Source organism: Bradyrhizobium sp. USDA 3311 (genome assembly GCF_054062495.1).
Genome location: NZ_JBSSFI010000001.1, coordinates 8,021,637 through 8,035,760, shown reverse-complemented (window position 1 = coordinate 8,035,760; position 14,124 = coordinate 8,021,637). Strand labels below are relative to the sequence as shown.

13 protein-coding genes are annotated in these 14,124 nt (G+C 64.2%); 5 read left to right on the top strand and 8 right to left on the bottom strand.

What is annotated here, in order from left to right; genetic code table 11:
- Positions 1-122: 122 nt before the first annotated feature.
- The 6 genes from ACVWW6_RS38285 to ACVWW6_RS38260 form a co-directional block, all read right to left on the bottom strand.
- Positions 123-1,040, bottom strand: coding sequence for an MBL fold metallo-hydrolase (locus ACVWW6_RS38285; RefSeq protein ID WP_028174779.1), 918 nt, complete (start codon positions 1,038-1,040; stop codon positions 123-125).
- 104 nt (positions 1,041-1,144) lie between these two features.
- Positions 1,145-2,350 carry an NAD(P)/FAD-dependent oxidoreductase gene (locus tag ACVWW6_RS38280; RefSeq protein WP_456682581.1) on the bottom strand — a complete coding sequence of 402 codons (1,206 nt, stop codon included), beginning with the start codon at positions 2,348-2,350 and terminating at the stop codon, positions 1,145-1,147.
- A gap of 121 nt (positions 2,351-2,471) precedes the next feature.
- Positions 2,472-2,762 carry a hypothetical protein gene (locus ACVWW6_RS38275; RefSeq protein WP_456682580.1) on the bottom strand — a complete coding sequence of 97 codons (291 nt, stop codon included), beginning with the start codon at positions 2,760-2,762 and terminating at the stop codon, positions 2,472-2,474.
- A gap of 97 nt (positions 2,763-2,859) precedes the next feature.
- Complete coding sequence (locus tag ACVWW6_RS38270) at positions 2,860-3,798, bottom strand: helix-turn-helix domain-containing protein (protein ID WP_038965829.1); 939 nt, start codon at positions 3,796-3,798, stop codon at positions 2,860-2,862.
- A 315-nt stretch (positions 3,799-4,113) separates the two neighbouring features.
- A complete protein-coding gene (locus ACVWW6_RS38265; protein ID WP_049832541.1) occupies positions 4,114-5,571 on the bottom strand; it encodes a sensor histidine kinase in 1,458 nt (485 codons plus the stop codon).
- Between the two features lie 342 nt (positions 5,572-5,913).
- Positions 5,914-6,258 (bottom strand): DUF1236 domain-containing protein, encoded by a 345-nt coding sequence (locus tag ACVWW6_RS38260; RefSeq protein WP_011085580.1) that lies wholly within the window; start codon positions 6,256-6,258, stop codon positions 5,914-5,916.
- Between the two features lie 138 nt (positions 6,259-6,396).
- Between ACVWW6_RS38260 and ACVWW6_RS38255 the strand changes: the two genes are divergently transcribed.
- From ACVWW6_RS38255 to ACVWW6_RS38240, 4 genes are all read left to right on the top strand, one after another.
- Positions 6,397-6,630, top strand: a complete 234-nt coding sequence (locus ACVWW6_RS38255; protein ID WP_011085581.1) for a hypothetical protein — start codon at positions 6,397-6,399, stop codon at positions 6,628-6,630.
- A 378-nt stretch (positions 6,631-7,008) separates the two neighbouring features.
- Entirely contained in the window at positions 7,009-8,007 is a 999-nt protein-coding gene (locus ACVWW6_RS38250) for a TRAP transporter substrate-binding protein (protein ID WP_456682579.1), read from the top strand.
- 83 nt (positions 8,008-8,090) lie between these two features.
- Complete coding sequence (locus ACVWW6_RS38245) at positions 8,091-8,606, top strand: TRAP transporter small permease (RefSeq protein WP_456682578.1); 516 nt, start codon at positions 8,091-8,093, stop codon at positions 8,604-8,606.
- Positions 8,603-9,922 carry a TRAP transporter large permease gene (locus ACVWW6_RS38240; protein ID WP_456682577.1) on the top strand — a complete coding sequence of 440 codons (1,320 nt, stop codon included), beginning with the start codon at positions 8,603-8,605 and terminating at the stop codon, positions 9,920-9,922. Before ACVWW6_RS38245 ends, ACVWW6_RS38240 begins: the two co-directional genes overlap by 4 nt.
- 52 nt (positions 9,923-9,974) lie before the next feature.
- Here ACVWW6_RS38240 and ACVWW6_RS38235 read toward each other — a convergent pair whose 3' ends face one another.
- Positions 9,975-11,249: a serine hydrolase domain-containing protein gene (locus ACVWW6_RS38235; protein ID WP_456682576.1), complete on the bottom strand. Its 1,275-nt coding sequence runs from the start codon at positions 11,247-11,249 to the stop codon at positions 9,975-9,977.
- A 162-nt stretch (positions 11,250-11,411) separates the two neighbouring features.
- Here ACVWW6_RS38235 and ACVWW6_RS38230 point away from each other — a divergent pair, with 162 nt between their 5' ends.
- Positions 11,412-12,329 (top strand): intradiol ring-cleavage dioxygenase, encoded by a 918-nt coding sequence (locus ACVWW6_RS38230; RefSeq protein WP_011085583.1) that lies wholly within the window; start codon positions 11,412-11,414, stop codon positions 12,327-12,329.
- A 15-nt stretch (positions 12,330-12,344) separates the two neighbouring features.
- On the opposite strand, the gene ACVWW6_RS38225 is transcribed toward ACVWW6_RS38230, so the two are convergent.
- Positions 12,345-14,084, bottom strand: a complete 1,740-nt coding sequence (locus ACVWW6_RS38225; RefSeq protein ID WP_456683227.1) for a protein kinase domain-containing protein — start codon at positions 14,082-14,084, stop codon at positions 12,345-12,347.
- Positions 14,085-14,124: the final 40 nt, after the last annotated feature.

Below are 14,124 nucleotides of genomic sequence, written 5' to 3'. Positions count from 1 at the left end.
CATCGGTACTTCTCGCTATATCCGGGTCGGTGGACGGGGGCCATACCGGGCTGATTGAATTCAGGGCGCGTACTCACGAACGTCATGAGCACGCGCCCCGTTCGGCCTAACTCAACAGGCGGTCAGTAGTCCCAGAAGGCCGGCACAAAACGGAAGGCGTCGCCGTCGATCGCCACCCGGCCGATGGACGGGAACGGCAGGTGAGTGGCCACCAGCATCTCGCCGGTCTCGGCAAGCTCTCGCAAGAGACGGACACGAACGCGCGCGGCCTCCTCGGGATCGTGCTCGAAGCCGTTGTGCCAGTCGGGCTGTTCGAACCCGACCGCAAACACGGCGTCGCCGGCGAATGTCAGCGCATCGCCGCCGGACGCTACGCGCACCACGCTGTGTCCGGGGGTGTGACCGCCGGTGCGACGGGCGATGACGCCGGGCGCAATCTCGTGGGTCTCATCGAACTGCCGCAACTGACTGCCGTACTCGCTCACGAACCGCTTGGCGGTCGCGCGAAGCGCGTCCGGGAATCCCTGCGGCATGGCGGTCTGCGAGAAATCGGGCGACTCCCAGAATTTGACCTCGGCGGCGGCCACGTGGATCCGCAGGTCCTTGCGCAATCGCTTTTTCACCCCGTCGACGAGCAGCCCGCCGATGTGGTCCATGTGCAGATGGGTCAGCACCAGATCGGTCACGGACGACAGATCGATGCCGGCAGCCTCCAGTCGCTTGATCAACTGTCCGGCCCGCGGCAGGTGCAAGTTTGGGTCGGACCCCAGTCCAGCGTCGATCAGGATGGTCTTGCCGCCGCTGCGTACCATGACCGCATTCAGCGCCCAGTCGAAGGCATCCTGTGGCAGGAACATGTCGTGCAGCCAGGCCGCACGTTCGGCCGGGGCGGCGTTGTGCGCCAACATCGTGGTTGGCAGCGGCAGCACGCCGTCGCTGACCACCAGCACGTCGATCTCGCCGACCTTCAGCGCGTAGCGCGACGGAACGAGCTCTTCAGGTCCGGATGACACGGGGTACGAGGTGTTGTGCAGATTCATGTCTGTCTCCTGTTTCATGGGATGGTGGTTGGTCCTGGTTCTGGCTGGTCTTGGTTGAGCGGACCGCGTAGCCAGGAGAGCGCGGCCGTCATCGCCTCGTGTGGTCAGAGACTGGTCACGCGCTCCGGATCGGCCGACGCGAGCGCCGCGGCGCGCTCGGCCTTCGGCGGATAGATCCAGACGGTGTTGATCTCCTGCTTGGTCTTCTTGGCGACGTCGCCGACCAGCTCGACCTTGCGCTCCCAGCCGCGCGTGAACACCGCGCCGGCTTCGCCGAGATCGAGGCAGGTGACGTAGGCCTTCTGGTGATACGGCCTGGTCGGAACGCCCAGCAGCTCGGCGGCGGCGTTGTTGCCGGCAAAGGCTCCCATGCGCGTGGCGTGCTGGCACGACATCAGCGCGTAATTGCCCTCGTCGTCGCATGCGGCGCGCGCAGCATCGCCGGTGGCGAAGACGCCGGCGACGACAGGCACGCGCAGATCGCGGTCCACCAGCAGGCGGCCGAAACTGTCGCGCTCGGCTGGAATCTGCGCGGTCAATGGCGCGGCGCGGATGCCGGCCGCCCAGACCACCGTCTCGGTTTCGATATGTTCGCCGGTCGATAGCGTCACGCCGGATTTGTCGAGCGAGACGACGCCGGCCCCGAGCCGCATCTCGACGCCGAGCTTGCGCAACGCATCCTCGATGAGCGGGCGGGGGTTTTCGCCCATGTCGGGCGCGATCGCGCTGTTGCGCTCGACGATGATGACGCGCGTCCTGGAGTCCTTGCCGAAGATGTTGCGCAGGCGCGCGGGCAGCTCGGTTGCCGCCTCGATGCCGGTGAAGCCGCCGCCGGCAACGACGACCGTGTCGCGTCCGTTCACGGCCGGCCGGTCGGCCAGACCGTGCAGATGCTTGTCGAGTGCGATCGCGTCATCGAGCGAGTCGACGCTGAAGCCGTGCTCGGCAAGGCCGGGAATGTTGGGGCGGAACAGCCGGCTGCCGGTGGCGATCACGAGGCGGTCGTAGGACAGTGTCGTGCGCGTGCCCCTGGGAGTGGCGATCTGCACCATCCGCGCCTTGGTGTCGATCGTCTCGGCGCTGCCCTGGATGTAGTCGACGTCGATCGCCCTGAGGACATCGAGCAGTGGTGCCGTCAGGGTTTCCGGCTTGGGCTCGTAGAGCCGCGGGCGGACCACCAGCGTCGGCTCCGGTGCGATCAGCGCGATTTCCAGATCGTCAGGCGAAACGCCCTGGATGTCGCGCAGGCGGGCCGAGGAGAGGGCGGCGTACATGCCGGCGAAGCCGGCGCCAATGATGAGCAGTCGCATGTGGTTGACTCCTGGGTTTGGTTCGTTCGGGACGCGCGCGCATCGTCGCTGCCGCCTTGTGTGGGCAGAGCCTGTGCGATCGGCGATGACGCGACGAGGTGAAACGGAGGCCGCGGGATCGTTACGGCGCGGCGCAGTTCGGCAGTGAGGACAGTAGCCCAGGGCCATCACATGCCGCAGGGCAGCTTCTCGGGCCCGATGTCCAGCCGCGCAGAGCTGCCGGCACCATCGGTTTTCTGGGCCAACCCTGATTGATCAGGATTGACGTCGCGGGATTGGCGTTTTGCGTCGCTTGTAAGGTCGCTTCTTCGGCTGTCGGCTGGGTGAAGCGTACGGTCAGCGAGAGCCCATACAGCAGCGCCGACGTGATGGCTTTCCGTCGCGGTGCGATTGCAAGGTGTTTCCAGTCCATCGTTGGTCTCCGTCCGCGTCGTGCGATGCCAAGATGTTTAGCGAACCAGATATCCGACTGCCCCAGAGCGATTGCCGTCCCTGTCGAGAGATTGCTGCTAACGCATGCGCCTGCGCCAATCGCTCGGCGTTTCACCCGTCAGCTTCTTGAAGGCCGCGGCGAAGGCGGTCTGCGAGGAATAGCCAAGCGCTGCGGCAACCGAGACGACCGATTCGTCGCTCTCCCGCAGCATGTTCATGGCCTGCTCGAGCCTGTGCTGGCGCAGCCAGGCATGCGGCGAGAGCCCGGTGCTCTCCTTGAAGGCACGGCAGAAGTGAAAGCGCGAGAGGCCGGCATCGGAAGCCAGCGCATCGAGCGAGATGTCCGCATCGCTGTCCGAGCGCAACCGTTCGATCGCACGGAGCAGGACCTTCGGCGACAGCCCGCCCATGGTCTGTTGAAAATTGGTTGGCGAACCGGTGTGGGCAACCAGCAGGCGGGTGGCCAGAAGATCCGTCAGTTGATGACGGAACAACGTATCCAGGGCTCCGTTGCCCCCCAGCGCATCCGCTGCACTCAAGAGCAGTCTGGACGTGATGGGATCGGGATGCGCCGTCCGCTCCAGCAGGTCGGCCGGTTTTGCGGTCCCGGCTTCGTCGGCAACGCGCTTCAGTGTTGCATTCGGAAGATAGAGCTGGACCACATCGACAGGCTTCGGAATATCCCATCGGGAGCTCGATCCTTCCGGAATGATGATCACCACTCCAGGACGAAACGTGCCGATCGCAACCGATTTTCCCGACCGCCGCTCCATACGCTGCATCATGCCGTTGTACGCCATGATCACATGGTGGCTCATGGGCTCGACGACGTCGTGCAATGGATCATGTTTCCAGTGGGCGATGCCGGCGCCGGAGGAATCCAATGCCATGCGAGCCGGTTCGGTCCTGAGCACCCGCGCCATCTCTGCGTCGGCGGCCCGCCGTTCGGAGGTCGAGCCATCGTCCGGCTGTGCGCCGGGTGCGGACGGCACGCCGTTGTGCGAGGGATTGCGCATGAGTGTGCTGCTCTCGATCATTGCGTGGCTCCTCCTGATCGCATCGAGCTTCGGATCAGGTGCCCGTATTTGTACGGGTCGGCGCACGTTCTAGGCGGCGCAAACTCCCAGCGTCTTTCCTGAAGCGGCCATGCTTTGTCCGATCCTGCTCCGGGCAGGCGCGCGTTTTCGAAAATGCACGACGGGCGGCGCTGAGTTGCCTGGGTCTTGAACGGAGGTTTTGTGAAAGACGTTTTATGACAAAAGGTGCGAGGCCTTCACATGGCTATCGCTCTAACCCGCAAATCCGGCATTGGGGATGACCATCCCGTTGATTCACCGCGCCTCGTCCAGCGCGCAGGTCACCGTGCAGACGACGCCGCGCGGCAGGAAATCGACGGTTGCCTCGCCGCCGAGCTGGTCGCGGGCGCTGCGCTCGATCAGGCGCGAGCCGAAGCCGCGCCGCACCGGCGCCGTCACCGGCGGTCCGCCGATCTCGCTCCAGATCAGCCGCAGGCGCGGCTTCGGTGTGTCCGCGATGACTTCCCAGTCCAGCGTCACCCGGCCGGTCTCATTGGACAGCGCGCCATATTTCGCGGCGTTGGTGGCGATCTCGTGCACGATCATCGACAGCACCACGGCAAGTCGCGGCGACAGCGGCACCGCGGGGCCGTCCATCCGGATGCGCTCGGGCGCATTGAGCAGGAACGGCTGGAGCGCGCGCGTGATCACCTCCTTCAGTTCCGAGCCGGCCCATTTCTCCTGGCTGAGCAGATTGTGCGCCTCGGCGAGCGCGCCGAGGCGGCCCTCGAACTTGGCCCGCTCCTCGCGGCTCGCGCTGCGGAAGGTCTGCACCGCGATCGCCTGCATCAGGGCCAGCGTGTTCTTGACGCGGTGGTTGAGCTCCTCGATCAGCAGATCGTGCAGCATCTCGCCGCGTGCGATCGTCGTCGCCATGCGGACCGCAAAGGTGAGGCCGGTGAGCAGCAGGATGCCGCCGATCAGGCTGGTGACGGCGATGTTGCGCCAGAGCGGGGCGATCAGTGAACTCTCGGCGACGCCGGCAGCCACGGTCCAGCCGGTCAGCCCCGAACGGGTGTAGGCGGCGGCGAGCGCGACGCCGTCGAGCGACACGGTCGGAAGCGCCGCCTCGTCGCTGCGGAACATCTCGGCGTAGAGCGACGGCGAAGCCCGTTTGCCGAATGTCTCGCTGGGGTTCGGCGCGCGCGCGAACACGGTGCCCTTGGCATCGAGCAGGCTTACCGTCCATTGCCGGTCCGGGCGCTGCTTCTCCACCAGATCCTGAAAGATGCTGATCGGCGGGCTGAAGCAGAGGTCGTAGATCACCTCGCCGTTGCGAAACACCGGCACTTCGACGGTGAGAACCTGCCGCCCGTTGAGCGCGCCGGTGAACAGGTCGGAATATTGCGGCGCTCTGGTCGCAAACACCTTCTCGACGATCTCCAGATTGCCGCGCGGCGGCAGGCTCGCGGTGTCCTCCGTCGCCGAGGAGAACAGCAGCCGGCCCTTGCGGTCGGAGATCAGCACCAGGCCGCCCTTGCCATACTGGTCGAGGAAGCCGAGCGCGATGCGGCGAAAGTTCGGGAAGTCGTCGTTGCGCAGCGAGTTCGTCAGTGCGAGCACCTGCAAGCCGCCGGTCATCCGCTGCACCTCGGAATCCAGCACCAGGCGCATGCTGCGCACGTTCTCCAGCACGCGGCGCGTCGCGTCGCTGCGGTCCTGCTTGTAGTTGTAGACGGCAATGCCAACGGCGAAGACGATCAGCGGCAACATCGTCCCCGTGACCAGGAGAGCGAGCCGGACCGGAAGGGTGAACCTGGACAAACGTGGGCGTCCCGATTCCAGCGCGACGGCGCCGGATTATGATTTTATCAGACCATACGGTCAGGACGTGCGCCGCGCCATGATTTTTGCATTCAGCGAGCAGACCAGACGGAATCTTTGCAGCGCGGTCGCAGGTGTCTGCCGGTCAGCTCATGCCGATTGCGGCCAGCAACAGGCAGATGGCGTAGATGGCCGCCAGGCTGACACCGGCGATCCGGGCCTCTCGATGCGATGTCATCGTCAACTCCGGGAGGAGGCCGTCCTTGATGCGGCCCCCTCCATCACGTCTTGTCAGTCGATTTCCTGGACGACCGTCCGGGAGCCCGGATCCACCAACATCACGCGCTCGCCGGAATAGACGTAGCGGTACTTGGTGAGCGCGGGCCCCCAGTCGGCAGGAACCGCCTCGAGCTCGACATCGCTCGGCACCGTCGCGCCGACGATGATCTTCTCCTTCGTCGTCACGGGGCGAACGCGATGTTCGGTGATGTAGGATTTGATCCTAGTTCGGTATTCCGGCTCGATCTGAACGGCGGCCGCGTGCCCGGTTCCGGTGGTCGTCACCACGGTGGACTGCGCGAACGCGCCAGTCGAGATCATCACCGCCGCGGCGGAAAGCAGAAACAGCTTCTTCATCTTGTTCTCCTCGTTGGAATAAGTGCGGCGTCAACATCCCACTGCGGACGGCGTTCCTCTTGCTTAGGAACAAATTGCCATTTGTTCCCGTTCAAGAATCGGCCGGGCGGAAACGTCCGGCGATTGGAGGAGGATAAAATGAAGCTGAAGATCGCAACCGCAGCATTGATGGTTGCTGCATTGTCCCTGCCGGCGTTCGCGGCCGACGAGTTCTACGTCGTCCAGGACGTCAAGACGAAGAAGTGCACCGTTGTCGACAAGAAGCCCACGGACACGTCGATGACCGTCGTCAGTCCGTCGGGCACGATCTACAAGTCGCGCACCGAAGCCGAGAGCGGCATGAAGACCGTCAAGGTCTGCACGTCAAACTGAGGAGGACGACAAAGGCCCGTGTTTGTCTTGTGGGCCGTGCCGGCTGTCTTGGTGATCGGTGGCGGCATCTACCTGATCGGTCACATGCACTAGGCTGGAAGGCGAGCGGACCTCTGCGTGCAGCGCACAGGTCCGCAAGTCTTCCGTCTTTTACGCGAGTGGGTGGCCACCCATACGGCCTGCCGCGCGCCAGCAGGGAGCACGAGTTGCAGTGCAACAGGTCGCGCAGAAGTGGCCCTGCGACGAAGAGTACCTCCAGCGCATCCGAATCGGCTTCCGTCCCGCCGCAGTTTTTCATACCCTCTCCGAACGCCGGCCGTAGACCGGCTGCGCTCACGCCCCGGTTACAGGAGCGGAGCATCAAAGGGAGCGGAGACGATGAAGCGAAGATCATTTCTCGCTGGTATCGGTGCGACCACTGCGGCAGCTACGATTGGCATGCCGTCGATCCTCAGGGCGCAAGCGCCGATCACGCTGAACGGCGCGGTCCAGTTCAACGACGACCACGCCTTCAACCGGGCGCTGATCCGGTTCGAGGAGCTGGTCAAGAAGTACTATGGCAAGCCGGTCAACTTCACCCTGCACAGGAACTCCTCGCTCGGCCTCGAGAAACAGTATTTCGAGTACATGTCGCAGGGCAAAGCGGTCGATTACGGCATCGTCTCGCCGGCTCACATGTCGACCTTCGCCAAGGCGGCTCCGTTCATCGATGCGCCCTTCGTGTTCAAGGGCATCGAGCACATGAACAAGGTCGTCGAAGCCAATATCCTGGCGCCGATCGCCGACGAAGTCGCGGCGAAAGCCGAGGTCGTTCTGATCGGTTATTCCGGCGGTGGCATCCGCAACATCTTCGCTAACAAGCCGCTCAAGAATCTCGCCGATCTCAAGGGCCTCAAGGTTCGCGTGCAGGGCGCGCCGATCTGGTCGAAGACCTTTGCGGCAGTCGGCATGAGCCCGACGGTGATCGCCTATAACGAAATCTACAACGCGATCCAGAACGGTGTGATATCGGCCGGCGAAAACGAAGCCGCCGGTGTCGAGGCGATGAAGTTCTACGAAGTGGCGCCGCATCTCAACCTGACCCAGCACGCCGTGTCGATCCGGCCGATCTGCTTCTCGGTGAAGACGCTGAAGACGTTGCCGAAGGATTTGCAGGACGCGATCATGAAGGCCGGCAAGGAGGCCGGCGACTACGGCCGTCAGCTCGAGTCGAGCGAAGAGGTCGTCAAGCTCGACACGCTCGAGAAGGCGGGCAAGCTCAAGCGCGTTCCCTTCGAGGAGCGGGACGCCATGAAGAAACTCGCCGACCCCGTGATGGCCACCTACGCCAAGGAAATCGGCGCAGAGGGCATTTTCGAGAAGATCAACGTCGCCTGAGGTCGTTGCGTCCGCCGACAACATTCCGGGCAGGCCCCGCTTCCTGCCCGGACGCGGTGGATGAGCTGCCGTACGGAGCCCCAATGTCTGAAATGCCCGTCCCGTCCACACCATCGCTGTGGCGTCGCGTAACGGCGGCGTATGCGAAATTGCTGGAATTCCTGCTCGCCGCCTGCGTCGGCATCCTGATCATGCCGGTTACGCTGCAAATCATCTCACGCTACACGCCCCTCATTCCGTCCTATATCTGGACCGAGGAAATGGCGCGATTCCTGTTTATCTGGACGATCATGATCGGGGCCATGGTCGGTATCCGGGAAGCGCAGCATTTCGAGGTCGACGTGTGGCCTGATCTGTCGCGGCGATCGGAGGCTGCGGTGCGGGTCGTCGCGCGGCTCGGCGTGCTGGCGCTGGCGCTTGTGTTCGTAACGGCCGGCATCGAGTTCACCCGCTTTGCCTGGAACAGAACCTCGGAACTGGCCGATCTGCCGCTTTGGCTGATTCACGTCGCCTGGCCCGTTGCCGGCGTCACGTGGATCGTCTTTGCGGGTGAACAGATCATCGATGAAATGCGCGTTCTGCTTGGGGCCCGGCGATGAGCGGCAATGTACTCTCTGCCGGACAGGCTGCGATGGTGCTGTTTGGGGTTTTCATCGGCCTGCTCGTCGTGCGCGTGCCGGTCGCTTTCGCGCTCGGTCTTGCCTGCGTGCCGATCCTGCTGATCGAGCCGCATCTGTCGCTGATGACGCTCGGGCAGGAGACCTTCAATGCCTACAATTCATTCATCCTGCTCGCGGTTCCGTTCTTCCTGCTGACGGCGAATCTGATGAGCATCGGCGGCATCACCGACCGGCTGGTGGCGCTGTCGCGCTCGATGGTCGGGCACTGGCCGGGATCGCTGGCGCAGATCAACGTGGTGCTGTCGGTGTTCTTTGCGGGCATCTCGGGCTCCTCCACCGCCGATGCGGCGAGCCAGTCCAAGATCTTCATCGATGCGCAGACCAAGGAGGGCTACGATCTGTCGTTTTCCATCGCCATTACGGCGGTGTCGGCGGTTCTGGCGGTCATCATCCCGCCGTCGATCCTCATGATCGTGTGGGGCGGGCTGATCTCGACCTCGATTGCGGCGATGTATCTGGCCGGCATCGTGCCGGGCCTGCTGATCGCGGGCGCGCAGATGGCGACGGTGCACATCTATGCGGTGCGCCGTGGCTACCCGACCTATCCGAAGTCGACCTGGGTCGAGATGCGATGCGCCATTTGGCAGTCGCTGCCGGCCCTGATGACCCCGTCCATCATCGTTGGCGGCATTCTGCTCGGATGGTTCACCGCGACCGAGTCCGCCTGCGTCGCGGTGCTGTATTCTGTCGCGCTCTCGGCGTTCTTCTACCGCGAGACAGGTCCACGCGAGTTGTACAAGGCCTTGCTCGACACCGGGCGTCTTGCCGGCGTAGCGCTGTTCTGCGTCGGCACCGCAAGCGCGTTTGGCTGGCTGCTCGCCTACTACAAGATTCCGCAAGCGCTGCTGGCCAACGTCTCGACATGGGGCATGGGCACCGTCACGGCCGGCTTCTTCATCGCCTTCTGCTTTCTGGTGGTGGGCTGCTTCCTCGACGCCATCCCGGCCATCATCATCGTCGGCACCGTGCTGGAGCCGCTCGCCAAGTCCGTAGACCTCCACCCGGTCCAGTTCGCGATCATTTCCATCGTATCGCTCGCCTTCGGCCTGGTGACGCCACCCTATGGCTTATGTCTGATGATCGCCTGTTCGATCGCCGGCGTGCGGCTGCGTTTTGCACTGAAGGACACGGTGATCATGCTGATTCCGATGCTGCTCGTGCTGGCGGCGGTCATCGTTTGGCCCAGCGTGTCGCTGTTCCTGCCGCGCCTGATCGTGCCGGAGATGCTCAAATGAGCGTCTGATATTGAGATTCCGCGGCCGACGGCCGCGGAATCGATTCGATCGGCTACAGATTGCTCTCGGTGATCGCGGCATACACCATGCTGCGCAGCTCGCGCCGGAGCGGGTAGGCGCTCGACGGCAGCACCTGCGTCATGAAGATGGTGATCAATTCCTCGGCCGGGTCGATCCAGAACGAGGTCGTCGCCGCGCCGCCCCAATTGTATTCGCCGGGGCTGCCGGCGATCAGCGTCTCGGCCGGGCGCATCGTCACGGCAAAGCCGAGGCCGAAGCCGATGCCGTTATAGGTGGCTTCGGAGAACAGCGAGCGCGATACCTCGGGGAGGAAGCGGCCGCCCGGAATGTGGTTGGTTGCCATCAGTGCCAGCGTCTTCGGCCCGATCAGCCTGACGCCGCCGAGCTCGCCGCCGTTGAGCAGCGCGCGGCAGAAGGTGAGATAGTCCGCGGCCGTCGAGCACAGGCCGCCGCCGCCGGATATGAAGGAGGGCGGGGACAGGAACGAGCTCGTCGCCGGATCGTCCTGGAGCGTCAGGCCCTCGCGGCGCTGGCCGGCATGGAAGGTCATGCCGCCGCCCGGGTCCGCCGAATAGCAGGCAGCGAAGCGATGGGCCTTCGAGGCCGGCACGTGGAAATCGGTGTCGGTCATGCCGAGCGGATCGAGAATGCGTGCTTTGAGGAACTGCTCGAACGGCATGCCGGAAATCTTGCCGACGAGGTAGCCGAGCACGTCGGTCGCGACCGAGTAGTTCCAGGCCTCGCCCGGCGAGAACTCCAGCGGGATCTTCGCGAGCGCCTCGATCATGGTCTGGAGCGTGCCCGACTTCTCGACCTCGCCGATCTTCTCGGCGCGATAGGCGGCATCGACATTGGAGCGCTGCTGGAAGCCGTAAGTCAGCCCGGAGGTGTGGCGCAAGAGGTCGACGATCAGCATCGGCCGGGACGGCGGCCGGGTCAGGAAGGCCGGCGCGGTGCCGGCGACGAACACGCCGAGATCCTTCCATTCCGGAATGTATTTCGCGACGGGCTCGTCGATCGCGACGAGGCCTTCCTCGACCAGCATCATGAAAGCGACGCTGGTGAGCGGCTTGGTCATGGAATAGATGCGGTAGATGGTGTCGTCCTTGACCGGCACCTTGCGCGCGACATCGGCCAGGCCCTGGACCGAGCTGTGCGCGATCTTGCCGCGGCGGTAAACCAGAAGCTGGGTGCCCGGGAAGCGGCCGGCGTCGATGTACCGGTTCTTCAGGTGCGCATCGACGCGGTCGAGCGCGGCCTTGGACATGCCGACTGATTCGGGCGAGGCGGGGGTGGGGGCGAGCATCAGTTCCTCCGGGGCAGTTTCTCGACAAGGTGATAGCCAAATGGCAGCCCCATTCCAAGCCGGTTGCGCTTAACGCGGGCCGGCCGGGTGGTGTAGTGTCCGGCCTGGAACGCTTCCAGGGAGCCCGCCCGGGCCAACGAGAAAAATGCAAGGCAACGCACCATGACCCAGTTCAACGAGACCGAACTCACCGCAGCCGTGGTCGAAAGCTTCGACAAGACGCCGAACCCGCGGGCGAAATTCCTGCTCCAGGAACTGGTGAAGTCGCTGCACGATTACGTGAGCAAGACCGGTCTTACCTTCGAGGAATGGGAATACGCTATCGATTTCCTGACCCGCACCGGTCATAAATGCACCGACACCCGCCAGGAGTTCATCCTGCTCTCCGACGTGCTCGGCGTCTCCATGCTGGTGGACGCGGTCAACCACAGGGATCGCGAGGGCGCCACCCAGACCACGGTGCTCGGCCCGTTCTATGTCGGCGAGCACAAAGTGACCGCGCACGGCACCGACATCTCGCCGAACAATCAAACCGGCGAGCGGATGTTCGTGCAGAGCCGCGTCACCGACCTCAAGGGCAAGCCGCTGGCGGGCGTTCCCGTCGACGTCTGGCATGCCGACGACGACGGGTTCTACGATTCACAGAAGCCGAACTATGACGAGGTCGGCGCCTCGGCGCGGGCGCGTTTCATCACGGACAGCGACGGCCGCTTCTTCTTCCGCACCATTTTGCCGTGCAGCTACCCGATCCCGACCGATGGCCCCGTCGGCGAGATGATCGTGCAGACCAACCGCCATCCGATGCGCCCGGCGCATGTGCACTTCCTCGTCAACGCGAAGGGCTATGAGCCGCTGATCACGCATGTCTTCATGGACGGCGACAAATATCTCGATTCCGACGTGGTGTTCGGCGTCAAGGATGATCTCGTCGCCAAGGTCGAGCCGCGCAACGACCTCGAGATGCCCGACGGCACCAAGGCGAGCGGGCAGTGGCATCTGATGACCTACGAATTCCACCTCAAGCCCGGCGGCGGCATGGCGCCGAAGCCGCTGGGGGTGAAGGCGGCGGAGCCGGCCTGAACCGACCTTGTCCGGCTATCGCAGCCGAAGCACCGCGAGCAGCGTGATGACCGCGCAGGCCAGGATCGCCGTGGTCAGCTTCCAGAACAGCAGCGGGTTGCGCTCCAGAAGCGGCGTGGTCCGCGTGGCGAGATAGGCCGGATTGGGATTCCTGAGTTCGAAGACGAATTCGGAGAGGTCCTCGTGGCGCTTGTAGGGATCGGGATGCAGCGCCTTCCTGAGCGCGCCGTCGATCCAGCCCGGGATGCCCCGCTCGGCATCGATGGCCGGGCGATATCTCAACTTCCACGCGTCCGATCGTCCCCGGATTTTGGCGAGCTGGGTGCCGTAGGGGAGATGTCCGGTGAGCATATGGTAGCAAATGGCGGCCAGCGAAAACATGTCGGACCGCGGCGATCCCCCCTCGCCGAGGAAATATTCCGGGGCCGTGTACTGGACCGTGCCGAGAATTTCCTCGTCCGCCGACTTCGGCGCCGCCTCGGCGACGCCGGCGACCCTGACCGATCCGAAGTCGATGATCTTCGCAGTGCCGGTCTTGTCGATCAGGACATTGTCGGGCCTGAGGTCCTGGTGCAGCATCTCCATGCGATGGAAGGCGCGAAGCCCCGTGGCGATCTGCTCGACGATCCCTCGGACCGTCTCCAGATCGGGACGCGGGTTGTCCAGCATCCACTGCCTCAGGGTCTGCCCCTCGATGAACTCGGTCGCAACATAGAGGTAGCTGCGCCGCCGCGACTGTGACAGCGGCTTGAGCACGTGCGGACTGTCGATGCGGCGTGCGATCCACTCCTCCATCAGGAAGCGCTTGAGATAGGCCGCATTGTCGCGCAGGTCGATCGACGGCAGCTTGAGCGCGACCGGCTCCTCGGTCTCCGCATCGACGGCAAGGTAGATGTGACTGCGGCTGCTGCCGTGTATCTCCCGGACGATCCTGTAACCGTCGAACATCGCCCGTGGCTCGGGCAGCGCAGGAAGCGGCAGTTCGAAGGTCTGATTGAAGATGCCGGCCGAGTCGCGCTGCGGCACTGCGTCAACGCGGAGGATCTGGACGGTGATGTTGTCGTCGCTGCCGCGCCGGTACGCTTCGTCGACGATCGCCTTCGCGGCCCCGTCGAGCTCGGCTGTATGCTCGCTGAGCGCGCTCGTGATGAAACGCTGGTCGACGAATTCGTAGGCGCCGTCGGTTGCGAGGATGAAGGTGTCGCCCGCCTCGATCTCGACCGTCTGGTAGTCGATCTCGAGCTGCGGGTTGATGCCGAGCGCGCGGCCGAGATAGGTCTGCTCCGACGACACGATGATGCGGTGATCGTCGGTCAGCTGCTCGAGCGCCTTGCCGGCGACGCGGTAGATGCAGCAGTCGCCGACATGGAAGATGTGCGCGGTGGTCGCCTTGATGACCATGGCGCTGAGGGTGCAGACATAGCCCTTGTCGCGGTCATAGGCATATTGGCTCTTGCGCGTCTGCGCGTGCAGCCAGGAATTGGTTGCGTCCAGCACGCGGCGGGCGGAGGTCTTCACCGTCCAGGATTCCGACGTGCAGTAATAGTCCATCAGGAAGCTCTTGACCGCCGACTCGCTTGCGATCTGGCTCACCGTGCTGCTGGAGATGCCGTCGGCGAGAACCGCCGCGATGCCCTTCAGGCTGAGCAGCGGCTCCTCCGGAATCAGGATGCCGTGAAAATCCTGGTTGACGGGCTTGCGACCCCTGTCGGAGTACTGGCCGATCGAAATCAGGAGTCCGCGGGTCATGGTCATCACCGGCAAAGGAGAGCCTCACCCTGCTCGGGCGAGGCTC

What these genes read in the sequence shown, in the direction of transcription:
- ACVWW6_RS38285 (WP_028174779.1), bottom strand. Translation starts at nt 1,040, where the DNA reads ATGAATCTGCACAACACCTCGTACCCCGTGTCATCCGGACCTGAAGAG.
- ACVWW6_RS38280 (WP_456682581.1), bottom strand. Translation starts at nt 2,350, where the DNA reads ATGCGACTGCTCATCATTGGCGCCGGCTTCGCCGGCATGTACGCCGCC.
- ACVWW6_RS38275 (WP_456682580.1), bottom strand. Translation starts at nt 2,762, where the DNA reads ATGGACTGGAAACACCTTGCAATCGCACCGCGACGGAAAGCCATCACG.
- ACVWW6_RS38270 (WP_038965829.1), bottom strand. Translation starts at nt 3,798, where the DNA reads ATGCGCAATCCCTCGCACAACGGCGTGCCGTCCGCACCCGGCGCACAG.
- ACVWW6_RS38265 (WP_049832541.1), bottom strand. Translation starts at nt 5,571, where the DNA reads ATGTTGCCGCTGATCGTCTTCGCCGTTGGCATTGCCGTCTACAACTAC.
- ACVWW6_RS38260 (WP_011085580.1), bottom strand. Translation starts at nt 6,258, where the DNA reads ATGAAGAAGCTGTTTCTGCTTTCCGCCGCGGCGGTGATGATCTCGACT.
- ACVWW6_RS38255 (WP_011085581.1), top strand. Translation starts at nt 6,397, where the DNA reads ATGAAGCTGAAGATCGCAACCGCAGCATTGATGGTTGCTGCATTGTCC.
- ACVWW6_RS38250 (WP_456682579.1), top strand. Translation starts at nt 7,009, where the DNA reads ATGAAGCGAAGATCATTTCTCGCTGGTATCGGTGCGACCACTGCGGCA.
- ACVWW6_RS38245 (WP_456682578.1), top strand. Translation starts at nt 8,091, where the DNA reads ATGTCTGAAATGCCCGTCCCGTCCACACCATCGCTGTGGCGTCGCGTA.
- ACVWW6_RS38240 (WP_456682577.1), top strand. Translation starts at nt 8,603, where the DNA reads ATGAGCGGCAATGTACTCTCTGCCGGACAGGCTGCGATGGTGCTGTTT.
- ACVWW6_RS38235 (WP_456682576.1), bottom strand. Translation starts at nt 11,249, where the DNA reads ATGCTCGCCCCCACCCCCGCCTCGCCCGAATCAGTCGGCATGTCCAAG.
- ACVWW6_RS38230 (WP_011085583.1), top strand. Translation starts at nt 11,412, where the DNA reads ATGACCCAGTTCAACGAGACCGAACTCACCGCAGCCGTGGTCGAAAGC.
- ACVWW6_RS38225 (WP_456683227.1), bottom strand. Translation starts at nt 14,084, where the DNA reads ATGACCATGACCCGCGGACTCCTGATTTCGATCGGCCAGTACTCCGAC.